This window comes from Sivoneniella epilithica UHCC 1019 (assembly GCF_040830845.1).
Lineage (GTDB): Bacteria > Cyanobacteriota > Cyanobacteriia > Leptolyngbyales > Leptolyngbyaceae > ULC077BIN1.
In genome coordinates this window covers 48,786-65,016 of sequence record NZ_JBFPDP010000013.1, presented here as the reverse complement: position 1 = coordinate 65,016, position 16,231 = coordinate 48,786, and the positions used below count along the sequence as shown (strand labels likewise).

The following is a 16,231-nucleotide window of genomic DNA, read 5'->3' as shown; positions in this document are numbered from 1 at the left end:
GATGAAACTATGAGCCAAGCAGCCGAATTCAAAGACCAACAACATCCACAATGGCGGCTTGATCGTCAAACGGTTGATACTCTTTTGGCAGCTACTGATCCCACCGACCATAACTTCGTTGAACTCGCACGCCTCCGAATTCGCTATCAAGGCTTTCCAGGTGCTAGAGATATTCAATCCGATTTAGACAAAGTATTAGAACAATGGGATTTGACAGAAACCGCTCTATTTGAAAAAACTCGTGAAATTCACGCGATAGCCCAAGTTTATCGAGGGCAAACCTCTAAGCGAGATGATTGGAGCTAGGAGTGAGTAGCATACGTCATTATCCTTGACCTGAGCCAAGCACAATCAGGCTGAGTAAAGTACCACTATTCCATAAACTATGGAGCAGCATGGATGACAGCAGATTGCGCGATCGCGAATAAACAAAGCCCAACACCATCCCCAAAGTCATCAGTGGCAACACTTCTGAGAGGCTGAGATGGGCAACGGCAAACAGAAAACTGCTGAGGACAATTGCGCCCCAAACGGGGAAATAGCGAGTGAGTGAGGGAAGCAAAAAGCCTCGAAATAAAATCTCTTCAAAAATGGGGGCGGCGATCGCGGCGGTGACAAAGAAGATGGCTAAAGCAAAGCTATTTTTTCCTTCAAGGGCGATCGGCAAAATCGGATTGCTGCCGCCGCGACCTTGCCAAATCTTTTGGTTCACCAGCGACACCACTACAACTAACGGCAATGCTGCAAAATAGCCGCCCAATCCCCACCAAAACCAGTTGCCTTTCAAGCGAATGCGAAACCAGTCTTCGGGTAACGGCAAATAGGATTTGACCGACCAATACAGTACGCCCAATCCCCCCGCTGCCAACAGCACATAATTAAACAGGATAAATAACGCTTTGCCCTGTTCTCCAAAGCTAGCAGGATTTAATCCTGTTGCCCGTTGCAACACTGCTAGAAAAATTGGTAAGGCAATTTGCCCCACCATAAAAAAGCCTAAAATTAGCACCTGCCAAATGGTTTCGCCATCCCAAGGGGTTGTCCAAGGTTGCAGGGTTTCGGCGGAGAGTAAAGCTTGTTTTCGCTGCACCACCCATTGCCCGATCGCAAAGATCAGGATGCCAATGCCAATCACACCGCTCAACACCGGAATGCCGCCCACAATCGCCAAACTGGTTAAGGCTTTTTCTGCGGCTTGCTGTTCGCTGAGTTGTAGAGCTTGCAAATCAGCAGAACGCTGTTGCAGAGTATATAGCTGAGTTAGGGCGCGATCTCGAAACCAGCCATCCAGGTTTTTTTGAATCTGAGGTTCGGCATCAGGAAGCAACTGAGGCGATTTTGCCCACAGCCCTTTGAGAACTTCTGCTGTTACGGCTAAAGGGTTGAGTCCAGAGTCTACTTCTGCCTGCTGAATGACTTTATCCCATTCTTTTTGGGCAAGTGTTGTCTCTCCCTGCTGCGATCGCAGAATTCCTAACTTCAAATCTAGTTCAGTCACTAAGCGAGTCAGCTTGCGTTCAGTTTGCTCTAAAGATACTGGCTGAGCTTTATTGCTAGAGCCACTGGCTAAAAGGGATTGCGTCTGCTTTAGAGTCTTCTGCACCTGTTGCTGCACGTCTTCATATTGCTCTAAAGCGTTTTTGGTTGGCTCTGCGCCAAGTAGTGCTTTTCGAGCAGCATCCGTATTCATGTCACTGCTACGAAACTCCGTAGAGCGCAACAGCAAATTAGTTTGATACAGTTCCAAACGGCTCTGGATTTGGGGCTGATTCCAGCTATTCAGCAAATCTTGACCCATTAGAAAGACTGCCAACACCGTCAGCGTTACCAGAATCACCCGCTTAATCGTCATGAAATCCTCAGATTGCTATGAATCTAGGGTACAGGAAATGGCGAGTGGCGAGTGGGCAATGGCGAACGGCAAGTGGCGAATACAAACCAGCGATCGCGTAGAAATGCACTAATGCACTATAGAAAAAAGCAAGATTCAAGCAGGGGATTAGGAACAGGGTAGAATGCATCTGTCTAAGCGATCGCGCAGGTTGATTTCAAACGCTGGAATCCCTATTCCCTATTCCCTATTCCCTATTCCCTATTCCCAATATGGTTACTCGCGTCATTTTGGTTCGTCACGGTGAAAGCAGCTTTAACGTTGAGCGGCGAGTCCAAGGTTTTTTAGATGAATCTACTCTGACGGCAAAAGGGCAGGCAATGGCGCATCAGGTCGGAAGCGCGCTTAGTGGCATTTTGTTTGATGCCGTTTATAGCAGCACCCTACGACGCGCAAAGGACACCGCAGAGATTGTAGTGTCTTATTTGAAAATTACTCCCACAGCGCCATTGCAAGCGGTTGACAGCTTGAAAGAAATTAATTTGATGCTGTGGGAAGGGATGCTGTTTAGCGATGTGGAGCAAAAATATCCGAATGAGTATGAGCAGTGGAAGAATTGCCCTCACGAAATGCGAATGCTGATTTCACAAGAGAACGGCGAAACGGCGGAATATTTTCCGGTAGTGGACTTATTCGATCGCGCCCAGCAGTTTTGGCAAGAATTTCTGCCTAACCACGCGAATCAAACGGTTCTGCTCGTTGCTCATAGCGGCATCAATCGGGCATTGATTGGGACGGCGATCGGGCTAGATGCCGGCGGCTATCAAACAGTTCAGCAGTCTAATTGCGGCATCAGTGTTCTCAACTTTGCTGGAGGCTGGGGGGATTTGGTGCAGGTAGAATCGTTGAATCAAACCGCGCATTTAGGCGAACCGATTCCCAAACCAAGGAAAGGCTATCACACTCGGTTGCTGCTGGTGCGGCATGGCGAAACCGAGTGGAATCGCCAGAAACGTTTTCAAGGACAGATCGATGTGCCGCTCAATGACAACGGGCGATCGCAGTCCAACCAAGCCGCAGAATTTCTCAAAGCGATTCCGATTGATCGGGCGATCGCTAGCCCAATGCTGCGCCCTAAGGAAACGGCAGAGATCATTTTGCAACATCATCCGGATGTGGCGTTGGGCTTTGAGGACAATCTAAAGGAAATTAGCCATGGGTTGTGGGAAGGCAAGCTAGAAGCCGACATTGAACACGAGTTTCCCGGAGAACTCCAGCACTGGCAGCACACCCCAGAAACCGTGCAAATGCCAGAAGGGGAAAACCTCCAGCAAGTATGGGATCGTGCAACAACTGCTTGGACTGCGATCGTCCAAACGGCAATGAATCACCCTAAACCGGGGACGACCCTCGTTGTTGCCCATGATGCCGTCAACAAGGCGATTCTTTGCTATGTGCTGGGTTTATCCCCTGATCGCTTTTGGAGCTTCAAACAAGGGAATGGAGCCGTCAGTGTGATTGACTATGCCATCGATCAACCGCCAATCATGATGGCGATGAACATCACGGCACACTTAGAGGGCGGCGTGTTGGATAAAACCGCAGCGGGAGCTTTATAGAATGTTGAGGCGTGAATGAATGAGCTTCTGAGACAAGTTCGAGTGATTGATCCAAGTTCTCAAATGGATCGAATTGCTGATGTTTTAATCATTGACGGCATGGTTACGGCAATAGAGAACGCGATCGCCGAGTATCCAGCCAACGCGACAATCACCGAAGGGTCTGGTTTAATCCTGGCACCCGGACTCGTCGATCTCTATAGCCATTCTGGCGAACCCGGTTTTGAAGAACGAGAAACCCTAAAATCGTTAATGCAAGCAGCAGCGGCAGGCGGTTTCACTCGCGTTAATATTTTGCCAGACACCGCTCCTGCCCTGGATAATCTCGCCAGTCTTGCATGGCTGCATGATCAATCTAAGGCTTTAAGTTCTAGCCTATCTTTCCCCGCTTTACAGCCTTGGGCAGCGCTGACTTTAGAGGTGAAAGGGCAACAACTTACTGAGTTGGCAGAACTAGCAACGGCAGATATTGCCGGCTTTGCTGATGGAAAACCGCTGCAATTGGCGATGGTGCGCCGTCTGTTGGAATATCTGCATCCATTCGGTAAGCCCGTGATGCTGTGGGCATGGGATAGAGCGATCGCCGGCAATGGGGTGATGCGCGAAGGAACCGATTCGATTCAGATTGGGCTACCTGGCATTCCGGCGATCGCTGAAACTGCTGCCCTTTCGTCCCTCCTAGAATGCATCGAAGCCATTGGCACCCCAGTCCATTTAATGCGAATTTCGACGGCGCGGGGCGTGGAGTTGATTCGCACTGCTAAAGAGCGGGGCTTACCGATTACTGCCAGCACGTCTTGGATGCACTTATTGTTGAACACTCAAATGATCGCTAGCTATGACCCCAATTTGCGGCTTGATCCGCCTCTGGGCACCCCAACCGATCAAGCGGCGTTGATTGATGCTGTGCAGCATGGCGTGATTGATGCGATCGCGATTGACCACACGCCCTGCACCTACGAAGAGAAAACAGTCCCTTTTGCTGAAGCTCCCCCAGGGGCGATTGGGCTAGAACTGGTGCTTCCCTTACTGTGGCATCGGTTTGTTGAATCTGGTTTATGGACGGCGATCGAGCTTTGGTCAGCCTTAAGCGCTCGTCCCGCAATCTGTTTGCAGCAAGCCCCCCCCGCGATCGCGATCAGCCCTGTGGGTCGGCAAGCGATCAACCAACCCACAGAAATGATTCTATTTGATCCTCAGCAGGTTTGGCTTGCCAAGCCCCATTCGCTGAAATCATCTGCCTCAAATACTCCGTGGTTAAATCAAGAAATCCAAGGTCAAACTATCAAAATCTGGCGTTGACATTATTAAGGATAAACAGCAATCAAAAGTAAAGTGAAAAATATACTGACTACACATTAGAATTTGTTCGTTTACGTATTACTGATATATAAGATTTATATAAAGTGAAGCGGTTATCATAGGTCTACCTAGAATAGTGTCAGGTATTCCTCAAATCGCTCGGCAAGGGGCACCCCTTTTCCAAAGAAGGGATCTGGCAACAGGTGGGTTGTTAGAAATTCTACAGATTACCAGCGAGTTTATTCAGGAATAGGTGAGTAGCACGGCATGAAAGAAACCAGCGTAGGAAATCACAGACGACTGCTGCTAATTGATGATGACCCTAACCTAATTTTATTGGTTAAAGACTACTTGGAGTTTCGGGGCTACGAAGTCATTACCGCAGAAAATGGTCGTGAGGCTCTAGAAGTTTTGGAGCTAGAAACTCCAGATATGATTATTTGTGATGTGATGATGCCCGAAATGGATGGCTATTCTTTGGTGCGTCATGTTCGCGAAGATCCTCGGACTAGCTGGATTCCAGTTCTTTTTCTTTCGGCAAAAGGGCAGAGCCAAGACCGGGTTAAAGGATTGAATACTGGCGCAGATGTCTATATGGTGAAGCCGTTTGAGCCAGAAGAGTTGGTTGCCCAAGTTGAATCTTCGCTGAAACAGGCAACGCGCATGTCTGAACGTCCGGGTAGAGGGAATGAATCCACTCCTAAAATTCAGGTGCCTTTTGATGTAGAACTCACACCCACTGAGCTAAAAGTGGTTCAGTTTGTGGCGCGAGGAATGGCAAACCGTGAGATTGCCGATCAACTTAAAGTTAGCCAACGAACCATTGAAAGCCACGTTAGCAACATGTTAGGTAAAACTGGATTGCACAATCGGACAGAGTTAGCTCGTTGGGCGATCGAAAATAATATGGCATAGGAAAATATCGTCCTAAGACTTGGCGCAGGAATGTAATTATTTCTGCCCAAGCGGCATCGCTTGCAGCGGGATCACAGCGATCTCGGTTCGGCTAGCATGATCGTTTCTCCACAGTCGCATGGAATGATTTAGGGCGATCGCCGTTCCAATGAGGTTCTAGGCAATGAAAAATTTCGGGTGCTGCCGCCACATCACGTAAGGAGATCGATTCAGTTCGACAGGAAGACTTTTTGGAGAGAGCTACAGCGCTTTAAAATCAGAAAGAACGCCGACGACTTTCCGTGTTTCGTCTCGGCGTTCTTTCTGGTTCGCTCCTCACACCCCCTAAATATATAGCACCGACACAGATCTGTCACCCCCTTGAAACATCAGAAAAAGTTATCCCACTCAGCGTTACTCACTCAAGGCAATGCCACTTCAAAAAACGCTGTGTCATGTCTAAGTTAAATGAAGGTAAATCTCTACAGCTTGCATTGGTCTCCTTTAAGTTTTACGCTTGAAACATCAATGCAAAATAATGCAAAATTTCGCTGATTACGAATTACGTTTGTATAGGAAAACTCATGACCAATCGCCCAATTATCCTAGGCATCGTCGGTGACAGTGCGGCTGGCAAAACAACTCTGACGCGAGGAATTGCCGAGGTATTGGGAATTGAAGATGTCACAACAATTTGTACCGATGACTACCATCGCTACGATCGCGTTCAGCGAGCAGAAATGGGAATTACAGCACTCCATCCTGACTGTAATTACTTAGACATCATGCAGCAACACCTAGCGCTGCTGCGAACAGGGCAACCTATCCTGAAGCCAATCTATAGCCACAAGACCGGAACATTCACAGCACCCGAATACATCAAACCGACTAAATTTGTCATTGTTGAAGGGTTGCTCGGTTACTCAACCCGTGGGGCGCGTGATTGCTACGATGTAAAGGTTTACTTGGCACCGCCTGAATCGCTTAGAACCGAATGGAAGGTTAAGCGAGATACGCAAAAACGGGGCTACACCGCAGAGCAAGTTCTCGCAGAAATGCAGAAGCGTGAGCCAGATTCCGAGCAATTTATTCGTCATCAACGGCAGTGGGCAGATATGGTCGTGACGTTTTATCCACCCAGTGATGTGCCTAGTGAGGGAAATGGACACTTAAACGTGCGACTGGTTCTAAGACCTAATATTCCCCATCCTGATTTAACTAAGGTAGTCACCAGCAATGCGGCTTATTCCAATGCTGCTATTCGGCTGGGGCTAGATCGAGATATGGGCAAGCCCGTAGACGTGCTAGAAGTGGATGGGCACGCAACCGAAGAGCAGGTAATTCAACTAGAACATTTTATTTGTAGCGAATCACCGAATTTGCTTTCGTTCTGTAATCGCGACATCAATCCAGGATTAGGCAAAGTCATGGGTACAACCGGAGAAGCGCTCCAGAGCTATCCGCTAGCGATTACCCAACTGTTAGTTGCGTACCATATGCTGAGAGCCACTTAATGCGGATAGGCACATTTTGAACAGAGGCTATGGCATTCAGCAAAGGACTGATAGTTAGAGCCAATCAATCAGGCTGAAGAAATACAAGTTTCTTCAGCTTTGATCATTTATGCTAACTGTGAATCAACGGAGAGGCAGGGATTTGAACCCTGGGTTCCTTTCGGAACTCTCGATTTCAAGTCGAGTGCATTCGACCACTCTGCCACCTCTCCAAAAAGCGACCCTATTAGTTTAACCTTTTCAGCGTCAATGGGCTTCTATATCCTCAAACGTTTGTTTAGTTTACTGCCTGTTTTATTAGGCATCACGCTGTTAGTGTTTGGATTTTTGCATTTGATTCCCGGTGATCCGGCAGTGGTTTTACTAGGAGAGCGTGCCACTCCGGAACAGCTTGTTGCAGTTAGAACGCAGCTTGGGTTAGATAAACCGCTACTGGTGCAGTATCTAGCGTTTTTGAATAGTCTATTTCACTTAGATCTAGGCACTAGCATTATTAGTGGAATTCCGATCGCAGATGAATTGAAAGTTCGTTGTCCTGCAACCTTTGAACTGGCGATCGCGGCAATGGCGATCGCCCTAATCATCGGTATTCCAGCGGGTATCGTTGCTGCCATTCGGCGGAATAGTTGGGTTGATAATTTGACCATGACCGGATCATTGTTGGGCGTTTCCGTCCCGGTTTATTGGTTAGGGCTGCTGTTGATCTATCTGTTTGCCGTAAACTTGCATTGGCTGCCGCCCAGTGGACGAATCAGCGTGGATGGCGGTTTTAACTTTCAGCCGATCACCGGGTTTTATATCCTAGATGCAGTGTTGCAGGGTAACAGTACCGCCTTGCTGGATGGATTCGCTCACTTAGTGTTGCCAGCCGTTACTCTCAGTACGATTCCCCTGGCAATTTTGGCAAGGATTACTCGAAGTTCCATGTTAGAAACCCTCGCTCAAGACTATATTCGGACGGCGAAAGCCAAGGGAGTGCCCAAATTTTGGGTTGTCTGCCGCCATGCATTAAAGAATGCGCTGTTGCCGGTCACGACGATCGCCGGATTGCAGTTTGGCACCTTACTCGGCGGCGCAATTCTGACAGAAACTATTTTTGCGTGGCCCGGAATTGGATCTTGGATTTATCAGGGTATTTTGGAGCGAGATTATCCTGTAGTACAGGGTGGTGTAGTATTTGTGGCGATCGCCTTTGTGTTGGTCAATGCGTTAATCGATATTTCCTATGGGTTTATTGATCCAAGAATTCAGCTTCGTTAACCATTTGTGACATTATCGAACCCATGTTGACTAGCCGTGCCCAACAGCGATTTTGGCAATCTACTTCTGGAAGAATCGGCGCAGTATTGGCGATCGCCCTGATTCTACTAGCATTGCTTGCCCCGATTCTGCATCCTTACGATCCAACGACCGATCGCGATTATCTTGCCCGCCTCGCACCTCCCAGTCTGCAACATTGGTTTGGCACCGATGCCCTAGGACGAGATATTGCAACCCTAGTTTGGTATGGCATTCGCACGTCGCTATTTATTAGTGTGATTTCCGTCAGCCTCGGCTTTTTGATTGGCGTGAGTCTGGGCTTACTCGCAGGGTATGGGCAGGGGCGAGTCGATGGCGTGATTAGCTGGTTAACGGATATTTTGCTAGCGTTCCCCTCAATTTTGCTGGCGATCGCCATTGTTACCGTCACCGGACCCAGTTTGCAAAGCGCTATGGTGGCGATCGCGATCGTTCAAGTTCCTATTTACATTCGCCTAACGCGATCAATGGTGCTATCCCTCCGGGAACAAGAATTCGTCCAATCTGCCCGTGCCCTTGGAGCCACCCCTTTCCAAATTATTTTCCACCATATTCTTCCAGCCAGCCTCGCCCCTCTAGTTGTGCAAGCCAGTCTCTCGATCGGCACCGCCACCCTAGAAGCCGCTGGACTAGGCTTTTTAGGACTGGGTGCCCAACCTCCAACTCCCGAACTAGGCAGCATGGTAGCAGATGCATTTAAAGGAGGCTACTCTCTCACCGCCCCTTGGACAACCCTCTTTCCTGGACTATTCATCACCCTCATGGTCTTAGCATTCAACCTATTAGGCGACGGGCTAAGAGATGGGCTAGATCCAAAAAGCGAGTAGAGTATGACTTGAATTTACAACCCTCACTTAGAGAGTTTTGAGTAAGAGAGTTTTGAGTAAGAGTTTTAAGTTCTAAAAGCTATTTGTGCAGTGTCTCCACAGAGGAAATTCCGTCAAGAATTTTCCTGATCAGTAAGTCGCATGTCCGTATCAGGTATCAGAACCTCTGAAACGGATTTTTACTTATGCGCCGACTTCCGAACACTTTACTAGGCAGCTTACTGCTAACTCTAGTTACAACCACTGTCTACACCGATGCTGTTCAATCGATCAGTCAATATTCTGAATCTAATAGCTCTTACCGAACCGTAGAAGCTATTCTACAAAACGGATCTCCGAAGCACCGTGGGAGCGGTCGCTGCGAACTAGCTCGCTATGATGGCTAGAGCCAAATGGTGATAATGCAGACGATGATTATAGATTGCAACTATCAAAGCTATCAAGCTTTAAAAAGAAAAAAGTAGGTGATAGGAAGAAACAACATTTTAGAATGCATTATTTTAGAATGCGATTTCTAATCTATCGTTTAACGACTACCACCCACTCATGATCAGCGAAAACTATAAACTGGCTAGCGATTATGCAAAGTTCAATGCGAGTTGCAGTTGAGGTTTAGACCGAGTTTCTGGTACAGGAGCAGGGTTTGCTGTTACTGAAGGGCAATACCTGGCAAAGGTACAGCGATCGCACTGTTTACCCGGTGTTGGCTCCCAACCGCGATCGTGGCGCAGCCGCACCGCCAAATCTCCAATCATCGTTTGCACCTGTTTTCGGTGTTCCCCAGTCGCTTTGAACCGGATCTTTTCACCCGTGCGTAAAAATAACAAACTCAGATATTGCAAACTTTGGCGATAGGTTTGTTCTAAAGCAAGGTAGTAAAGCCCGATCTGAATATCAATTTCCGACGCATCGGGCAGCCTCACCTCGCGGCTGGACTTGTAATCAATCAACTCCAATCCCCCATCCTCCAAAAAGTCGATCCGGTCATAGCGACCTGATATGACAAACTCCAGATTTTCTACTTGCAAATGCGCCTGAATTTTGCCCTCCACTGCCAAAGGTTGATGGATAGAAACTTCGCTAGCAATAAACTTTTGATAGTATTGCTCTAGAATTTTTGTCCCTTCCACCACTTGACCCTCACTTAACCCAGCAGAATGCTCTTGCCAGCACTGATGCACCCATTGAATAGGAGGCAGTGGAAAGCGATAATGCCAATCCCGATGACATTGTGCCAAAGCTTGGTGCAGAGCATTTCCGAGAGCAGCTGACCCAAAAAACTCAGGGGTCATTAACTTATGCTCATAGCGAAGAGAATAAGCGTAGGGACACCGATGATAAGTCTGGAGTTTGGTTGCTGAGATCTGATAAGTCATGGGGCATCGGATTACAAAAAAGCTAGAACAGTGTTTTATTTCTAAACGCTGTCTCGGCAGGACTGCCTAAGAGAGACTACCGAAGAGAGATTGCACACTAGTTTTGTCCAATTGGACGCTTGAACAACGCATCTAAATAAATTCGAGAGGCTTGCCGATGGTTCAATTTTTCGGGGGCAGCTTCGGTCTGGTTTTGCAATAAAAACAGCGACAATGCCGCCGTGATAACTCGGTCTTGATCCCAATCAGGGCGCATTTCCAAATATCCCTGAAGGGATTCGTGCAAGATTTCGGGTACTTCAACAAGCAAACTAACGGTAGTATCCATAGGTTTCTACTCTCACACAGGTAAAGAGGATAAATGAGGCAACAAACTACACCAACAGCAAAGCCAGCCAAACTCCTTAGCGAATCTGAGCAATCCACAATATTTGATTGCAACACTGTGGATTTTGCTTTTGGAGGTCAGGCTTGTGTGGGTGTCAGTCGCCCCATTCTCAGTTGAATCGCCTGGGTTGTCAATATTGAGAAATGTTGCAGGTCGCTTTTGATTGAAAAAAGATCTACGAGAGAATGGGCTTTTCAGCCATTTTTTGTTACTTAAGTTTACAAGAACTCCGCTTAAGAGGGGCTGTTGAAAAAGAAAATTCAGATGACGACGCTAAGGTGGGAAAGTCCGATTCCTTCGTGTTGCCTGTGGAAAACAAATCGGAATCTGTGGAAAACCTGTGGAGAGGATGGGGAAAAGAAGGAGATTGACTGTGGAAAGGGTGTGGAATAAGTTGGGAAAAGTAGGGCGAATGCTAAGTTATGTAATTTTTTCTGAGATGGTCAGATTTAGAAAGTTGGAAATGGCTTGAAGAACTCAAATCTGGATGAGATTACATGGGTCTATGCTGCCGTTAGAAGAAATAAATTAGACAGAAAGAAGTTGCGAAAAGCTGGTGCAGAAGGGATTAACATCCGCTAGAGTAGAGGCTTGTTGTGTAACGAAGTGTTGCGATGAATTCCCCTGAGTCTGCTGAAGTGGGAAAGGCACAAGATTTGAAAGTGAAAGTTCCGCGATCGCTTCAGGCGTTTCCCGCCAAAGTGTTTCACTGGGTCAACATCATTAGTCTGACGATGATGCTCATGAGCGGTTTGCAGATTTACAACGCTAACCCTGTATTTGGTGGACGGGGCGGCTGGCATATTCCCCCATTTTTTCTGTTGGGTGGCTGGCTAGCGGGTGGGCGACATTGGCACTTTGCCGCGATGTGGGTGTTTTCATTGAATCTGCTGGGGTATGGCGGGTATGTGTTGATTACCCGGCGTTGGCAGCATCAGTTTGTTGGCAAAAACGATGTGAAGGCGCTGCAAGTGGGCAAAAATCCTAAGCGCAGAATTTATGCATGGCATCGGATTGTTTATACCTCTATCATTCCAATTTTGCTGCTGGCGCTGTTTACCGGGTTAGGGATGTATAAACCGGCTCAATTTCCCTGGATTGTGGAGTGCTTTGGCGATTGGTTTGCCCTGCGTGCCGTGCATTTTGCCTCAGTGCCGCTGGTGATTGGGTTTGCGATCGCACACTCGCTACTGGCGCTTAAAGCGGGCGGGGAGCGATTGGTCAATTCGATGCTGTGGGATGAGATGCTTTAGGGAAAAGAGGGAAGAGAGAACAGGGAAGAGGGAAGAGGGAACAGGGAACAGGGATGGTAGAAAAGTTGAGTTTAGAAAATTCGATTAATCGGCGGAATTTGTTACGGTTATCGGGCTATTCACTGGGTGGAATGTTGGTGGGTGGCTCAGTGTTGACGTTGGCGGAAAGTTTGGCGGGGAAAGTGGCTGAGCCGTTGAACCAAAAGGTGGAGGAACTGCTGCTCAAACCGCAGGCTCTAGTGCCAGAGTTTCCCATTAGCGCGATCGAGCCAAAGGCGCTGATTGTGAATACCTACGATTTCACGCCAAAAATCAGCCTGAATGAGTTTCGGCTAGTGGTGGATGGTGAGGTGAATCATCCGCTGAGCCTCGATATGGCAGCACTTCAGACGCTGCCCAAAAAGTCGATGGTGATTCGACATGTGTGTGTGGAAGGGTGGGCGGCGATCGTTCAGTGGGGCGGGGTGCCCTTGCGGGAGTTGATCCAATTGGCACAGCCAAAACCGGGTGTAAAGTATGCCTATTTCATTTCTGCCGATCGCTACTATGAAAGTTGGGATTTAGCGTCCTGTCTGCATCCTCAAACAATGCTGGCATATGAAAAAAACGGCGAACCCTTGCCAATCGACCATGGCGCACCGTTGCGGCTTGCATCCCCCATCAAATTGGGCTACAAGTTGAGCAAATGGGTCATTCAGGTAACTCTAGTGAGCAATTTGCTACCCCACCGAGGGTTTTGGGAAGATCAAAGCTACGAGTGGTTTGCAGGGCTTTAGGGTTGCAGGGCTTTAGGGTTGTAGCGTCAGTCGCCATTCAGCAACTTTTGGAGTCCAAGCAGGAATCGAGGTTTCACCGACGACATACGGTCCCCAATAGCGACGAGAGCCATCTTGGGCAAAAGCAACCAGAATATCGCCTTTTTTGAGTTTAATTTGGCGATTAGGGAGGGACAGCAGCAATCCTTTTTCGCTGCCTTCACCTGGATCAAAATCCCAATGGGCAGGAGCTTCATATCCTGTTTGGCTTGAATTAGCCGCGTCTTTACCCCCCGGTTTTTTCAGCAAAACGGCAACTCTCACCGGATGATCGGTCGGATTACCCACTCGGAGTAGTCCTTGCACTGCCGCGATCGCTTTGGCATCTATTTTGGCGGCTGTCGTGTTTTTTTGGGTACTATTTTTTTGAACGATCGCTGGCTCAGATGCAGCCTGCGGCAGCACAGTTGAGACGGCTGTTGGCTGGCTCACACTTAAGTTTGACTCTGGTAAAGCATTCACTTGTGTTGTGGGCGATAGTTCAAATAACCACTGAGCAACACTCCAACCCCCCGCAATTGTCAACAAAACTACACCTGCCAAGGTCGCGATCGTTGAAACTCGCCCACCCTTTATATCCCTGATAATTTCTCGCATTGCCCGTCTGCTAACCATGCCACTACTCTAGTAATAACAACTTTCTCGATCGCTCGCCCATAGAGTTTTGTATCCCCTAAAATTCAGGAGTTTTAGGGATGAGAATAGATAGAAGTCAAAAAGGTTCCAAATTTAAGCTCTGAGTTTTGTGGCGCTCCTATGCAAAATACTCGAATCAATACACTGTTTGACAATATTGTGGGTGGCTTGGATAGCTTCTTTCGCAATCCTTGGCGGCGATTTTCTCTACTGCTCATTAGTTTGCTATTAGGAAACTTCTTAGGAATTGCTATTTCTAGCATTTCTGGACAAAGAGCAGACTTAGATATTGTCGCATCGGCAATCTTAGTTGCTATCACGGAAACGATTAGCCGTTTTGCCTACAGCATCCCTTCTGCTACCGCCCGATCGCTACCCATGCAAATTCTGAATGCGCTAAAACTAGGGATCATTTATAGCTTGTTTGTAGAAGCTTTCAAGTTAGCTTCATAGAAGCAGACTATCGACCAAGGGTTGCAGGCTAGAGGAGTCAATCCAATACTCAAAATTTTTCACCCCATCATTTCTTTTCTCATCCACCCACACCTAATACCTACTCATGACTCCTATTGATTTGTTGCAAGCTCCAACACAGACGACCGACCAAACGACCGACCAAACTACTACCGTTGCAGCAAAATTAGCGGTGTTGCGATCGCGGTTCGCCGATCATGGGTTGGATGCTTACCTGATCCCTTCAGCAGATGAGCATTTGAATGAATATTTGCCAGAGATTAAACAGCGGCGCAAATGGATCAGCGGGTTTACGGGATCATCTGGCGATTTTTTGGTGGGACAGACTCAAGCGTGGGTGTTTGTCGATTCGCGCTATTACGAGCAAGCCGGGTTGGAAGTCGATACCGACCTGATTCAAGTGTCAAAGGTGGGATTGGATGATCACAAAACCCTGGAAGAAGTAGTCGAGGAGTTGGGGCGTGAGGCGGCTAAATCAGGCAAAGAACTTCGGCTAGGTTACGACCCATTTACGCTGTCAGTGAGTCAATTTCGCGAGTTTTATAAAAAAGTGGAACCTTGGGGCGTGGTGCTGGTGCCGATCGCCGCTAACCTAGTTGATCACTTGAGATCGCAGCATCCTTGGGGAACCGAAATATTGCCTGCCTATGCCGATTCGCCGCTGTTTTCGCTGTCGGATGAACAAACGGGAGAAGCGATCGCCCAAAAGCTGACGCGCACTCGTGAAAAGCTGGAAAAGGCAAACACCCAGATTTTACCGTTGACCAAACTGGATCAAATTGCGTGGCTGTTTAACTTACGCGGTTGGGATGTTTCCTACAATCCGGTTTTCATTGCCTACGCGATCGTCACCCTTGAGCAGGCGTTTTTGTTCACCAACGAACATCGGATTGAACCCGCTTTGCAGCAACAACTTACCCACCATCTGACGCTATTGCCCTACAACGAGTATGTGCCCACTCTGCGATCGCTGCTGACTCCCAATAGCCGAGTACTAATTGATCCCAAGCACATCACCATGGGCACCTACCAGATTTTGAAGCCAGCCCCAAGGCAAACTCGCTGCAAAATTGTGGAAACGGCAAACCCAGTTGAGGCGATGAAAGCGCGGAAAAATGCCACTGAAATCGCGCAGATGCAGCAGGCAAACCTGAAAGCCAGTCGTGCCAAAACTCGCACCATGAAATGGCTGTTGGATCAGCTTGCAGCCGGAAACCAATTGACTGAAGCGGATGTTGCTGCCACGATTGAAGGCTTTTATCAGGAAGAGTCAGATTTTCAAGGTTTGAGTTTTAACACAATCGCAGGCAGCGGCAGCAACAGTTCCATCGTTCATTACGGCACTCCCAACCCCGAAAAGGTGTTGCAAGCAGGAGAGTTATTATTGCTCGATTCTGGCGCTCAATATGCCGCTGGCACCACGGATGATACTCGTACCTTTGCCGTCGGCATCCCCACTCCAGACCAAATTGAACGCTATACCGAAGTGCTGAAAGCTCACATTAATTGCGCTATGCAACAGTTTCCTAAAGGCACCACCGGAGCGCAACTAGACGGAATTACGCGATCGACCTTATGGCACGCCGGATTAGATTATGGACATGGCACCGGGCACGGGGTTGGCGCATTTCTCAACGTCCATGAAGGACCTAACGGCATCAGCAAGCGAGTTAGCCAAACTCTGGAACCGGGCATGATCACCAGTATTGAACCCGGATTTTATCAACCCGGCTGGGGTGGCATTCGTATCGAAAATTTATATGCGATCGTGGAAGTGCCCCAAGCCGCAAAGGATAACTCCGACGCAGCCAAAATACCCTGGTATGGCTTCGAGTCCCTTACCTACATCCCCTTCGACAACCGCCTAATCGACCTCACCCGGCTCAGCGATCGCCAACGCACCTGGCTAGATTGCTATTACCAAACCATTCTCGCCAAACTCACCCCCACCCTCAGCCCCACCGATGCCGACTGGCTCAAACAAACTTGCAATCTTTAATTCC

The 16,231-nt window shown here is 48.2% G+C and carries 15 protein-coding genes and 1 tRNA gene; 11 read left to right on the top strand and 5 right to left on the bottom strand.

What is annotated here, in order from left to right:
• The first annotated feature begins 9 nt into the window (after positions 1 to 9).
• On the top strand, positions 10 to 306 hold the full coding sequence (locus AB3R30_RS10415) for a DUF3288 family protein (protein WP_458649112.1): 297 nt from the start codon (positions 10 to 12) through the stop codon (positions 304 to 306).
• 19 nt (positions 307 to 325) lie between these two features.
• On the opposite strand, the gene AB3R30_RS10410 is transcribed toward AB3R30_RS10415, so the two are convergent.
• The gene (locus AB3R30_RS10410) at positions 326 to 1,852 is read right to left on the bottom strand and encodes a lysostaphin resistance A-like protein (RefSeq protein ID WP_458649111.1); all 1,527 of its coding nucleotides are present in this window, start codon (positions 1,850 to 1,852) and stop codon (positions 326 to 328) included.
• Between the two features lie 251 nt (positions 1,853 to 2,103).
• Between AB3R30_RS10410 and AB3R30_RS10405 the strand changes: the two genes are divergently transcribed.
• From AB3R30_RS10405 to AB3R30_RS10390, 4 genes are all read left to right on the top strand, one after another.
• Positions 2,104 to 3,450: a histidine phosphatase family protein gene (locus AB3R30_RS10405; RefSeq protein ID WP_458649110.1), complete on the top strand. Its 1,347-nt coding sequence runs from the start codon at positions 2,104 to 2,106 to the stop codon at positions 3,448 to 3,450.
• Positions 3,451 to 3,465: 15 nt separating this feature from the next.
• Positions 3,466 to 4,752 carry a dihydroorotase gene (locus AB3R30_RS10400; RefSeq protein WP_458649109.1) on the top strand — a complete coding sequence of 429 codons (1,287 nt, stop codon included), beginning with the start codon at positions 3,466 to 3,468 and terminating at the stop codon, positions 4,750 to 4,752.
• Between the two features lie 267 nt (positions 4,753 to 5,019).
• Entirely contained in the window at positions 5,020 to 5,667 is a 648-nt protein-coding gene (locus AB3R30_RS10395; RefSeq protein WP_458649108.1) for a response regulator transcription factor, read from the top strand.
• Between the two features lie 563 nt (positions 5,668 to 6,230).
• Positions 6,231 to 7,160 carry a phosphoribulokinase gene (locus AB3R30_RS10390; protein ID WP_458649107.1) on the top strand — a complete coding sequence of 310 codons (930 nt, stop codon included), beginning with the start codon at positions 6,231 to 6,233 and terminating at the stop codon, positions 7,158 to 7,160.
• A gap of 127 nt (positions 7,161 to 7,287) precedes the next feature.
• Here the strand turns inward: AB3R30_RS10390 and AB3R30_RS10385 are convergent.
• A tRNA-Ser gene (locus AB3R30_RS10385) sits at positions 7,288 to 7,372 on the bottom strand.
• Positions 7,373 to 7,409: 37 nt separating this feature from the next.
• Between AB3R30_RS10385 and AB3R30_RS10380 the strand changes: the two genes are divergently transcribed.
• Both AB3R30_RS10380 and AB3R30_RS10375 read left to right on the top strand, forming a co-directional pair.
• Positions 7,410 to 8,420 (top strand): ABC transporter permease, encoded by a 1,011-nt coding sequence (locus tag AB3R30_RS10380; RefSeq protein ID WP_458649106.1) that lies wholly within the window; start codon positions 7,410 to 7,412, stop codon positions 8,418 to 8,420.
• Between the two features lie 23 nt (positions 8,421 to 8,443).
• On the top strand, positions 8,444 to 9,286 hold the full coding sequence (locus AB3R30_RS10375; protein WP_458649105.1) for an ABC transporter permease: 843 nt from the start codon (positions 8,444 to 8,446) through the stop codon (positions 9,284 to 9,286).
• Positions 9,287 to 9,864: 578 nt separating this feature from the next.
• Here the strand turns inward: AB3R30_RS10375 and AB3R30_RS10370 are convergent.
• The gene (locus AB3R30_RS10370) at positions 9,865 to 10,662 is read right to left on the bottom strand and encodes a RecB family exonuclease (RefSeq protein ID WP_458649104.1); all 798 of its coding nucleotides are present in this window, start codon (positions 10,660 to 10,662) and stop codon (positions 9,865 to 9,867) included.
• Between the two features lie 97 nt (positions 10,663 to 10,759).
• A complete protein-coding gene (locus AB3R30_RS10365) occupies positions 10,760 to 10,990 on the bottom strand; it encodes a DUF2811 domain-containing protein (RefSeq protein WP_458649103.1) in 231 nt (76 codons plus the stop codon).
• A 674-nt stretch (positions 10,991 to 11,664) separates the two neighbouring features.
• Between AB3R30_RS10365 and AB3R30_RS10360 the strand changes: the two genes are divergently transcribed.
• The gene (locus AB3R30_RS10360; RefSeq protein ID WP_458649102.1) at positions 11,665 to 12,303 is read left to right on the top strand and encodes a cytochrome b/b6 domain-containing protein; all 639 of its coding nucleotides are present in this window, start codon (positions 11,665 to 11,667) and stop codon (positions 12,301 to 12,303) included.
• Between the two features lie 53 nt (positions 12,304 to 12,356).
• Positions 12,357 to 13,079 carry a molybdopterin-dependent oxidoreductase gene (locus AB3R30_RS10355; protein ID WP_458649101.1) on the top strand — a complete coding sequence of 241 codons (723 nt, stop codon included), beginning with the start codon at positions 12,357 to 12,359 and terminating at the stop codon, positions 13,077 to 13,079.
• Between the two features lie 12 nt (positions 13,080 to 13,091).
• Here the strand turns inward: AB3R30_RS10355 and AB3R30_RS10350 are convergent, their stop codons facing one another.
• The gene (locus AB3R30_RS10350; protein ID WP_458649100.1) at positions 13,092 to 13,733 is read right to left on the bottom strand and encodes a hypothetical protein; all 642 of its coding nucleotides are present in this window, start codon (positions 13,731 to 13,733) and stop codon (positions 13,092 to 13,094) included.
• Between the two features lie 141 nt (positions 13,734 to 13,874).
• Here AB3R30_RS10350 and AB3R30_RS10345 point away from each other — a divergent pair, with 141 nt between their 5' ends.
• Together AB3R30_RS10345 and AB3R30_RS10340 are read left to right on the top strand one after the other, a co-directional pair.
• Positions 13,875 to 14,207 (top strand): DUF565 domain-containing protein, encoded by a 333-nt coding sequence (locus AB3R30_RS10345; protein ID WP_458649099.1) that lies wholly within the window; start codon positions 13,875 to 13,877, stop codon positions 14,205 to 14,207.
• A gap of 106 nt (positions 14,208 to 14,313) precedes the next feature.
• Positions 14,314 to 16,227 carry an aminopeptidase P family protein gene (locus AB3R30_RS10340; RefSeq protein ID WP_458649098.1) on the top strand — a complete coding sequence of 638 codons (1,914 nt, stop codon included), beginning with the start codon at positions 14,314 to 14,316 and terminating at the stop codon, positions 16,225 to 16,227.
• The last annotated feature ends 4 nt before the right edge of the window (positions 16,228 to 16,231 follow it).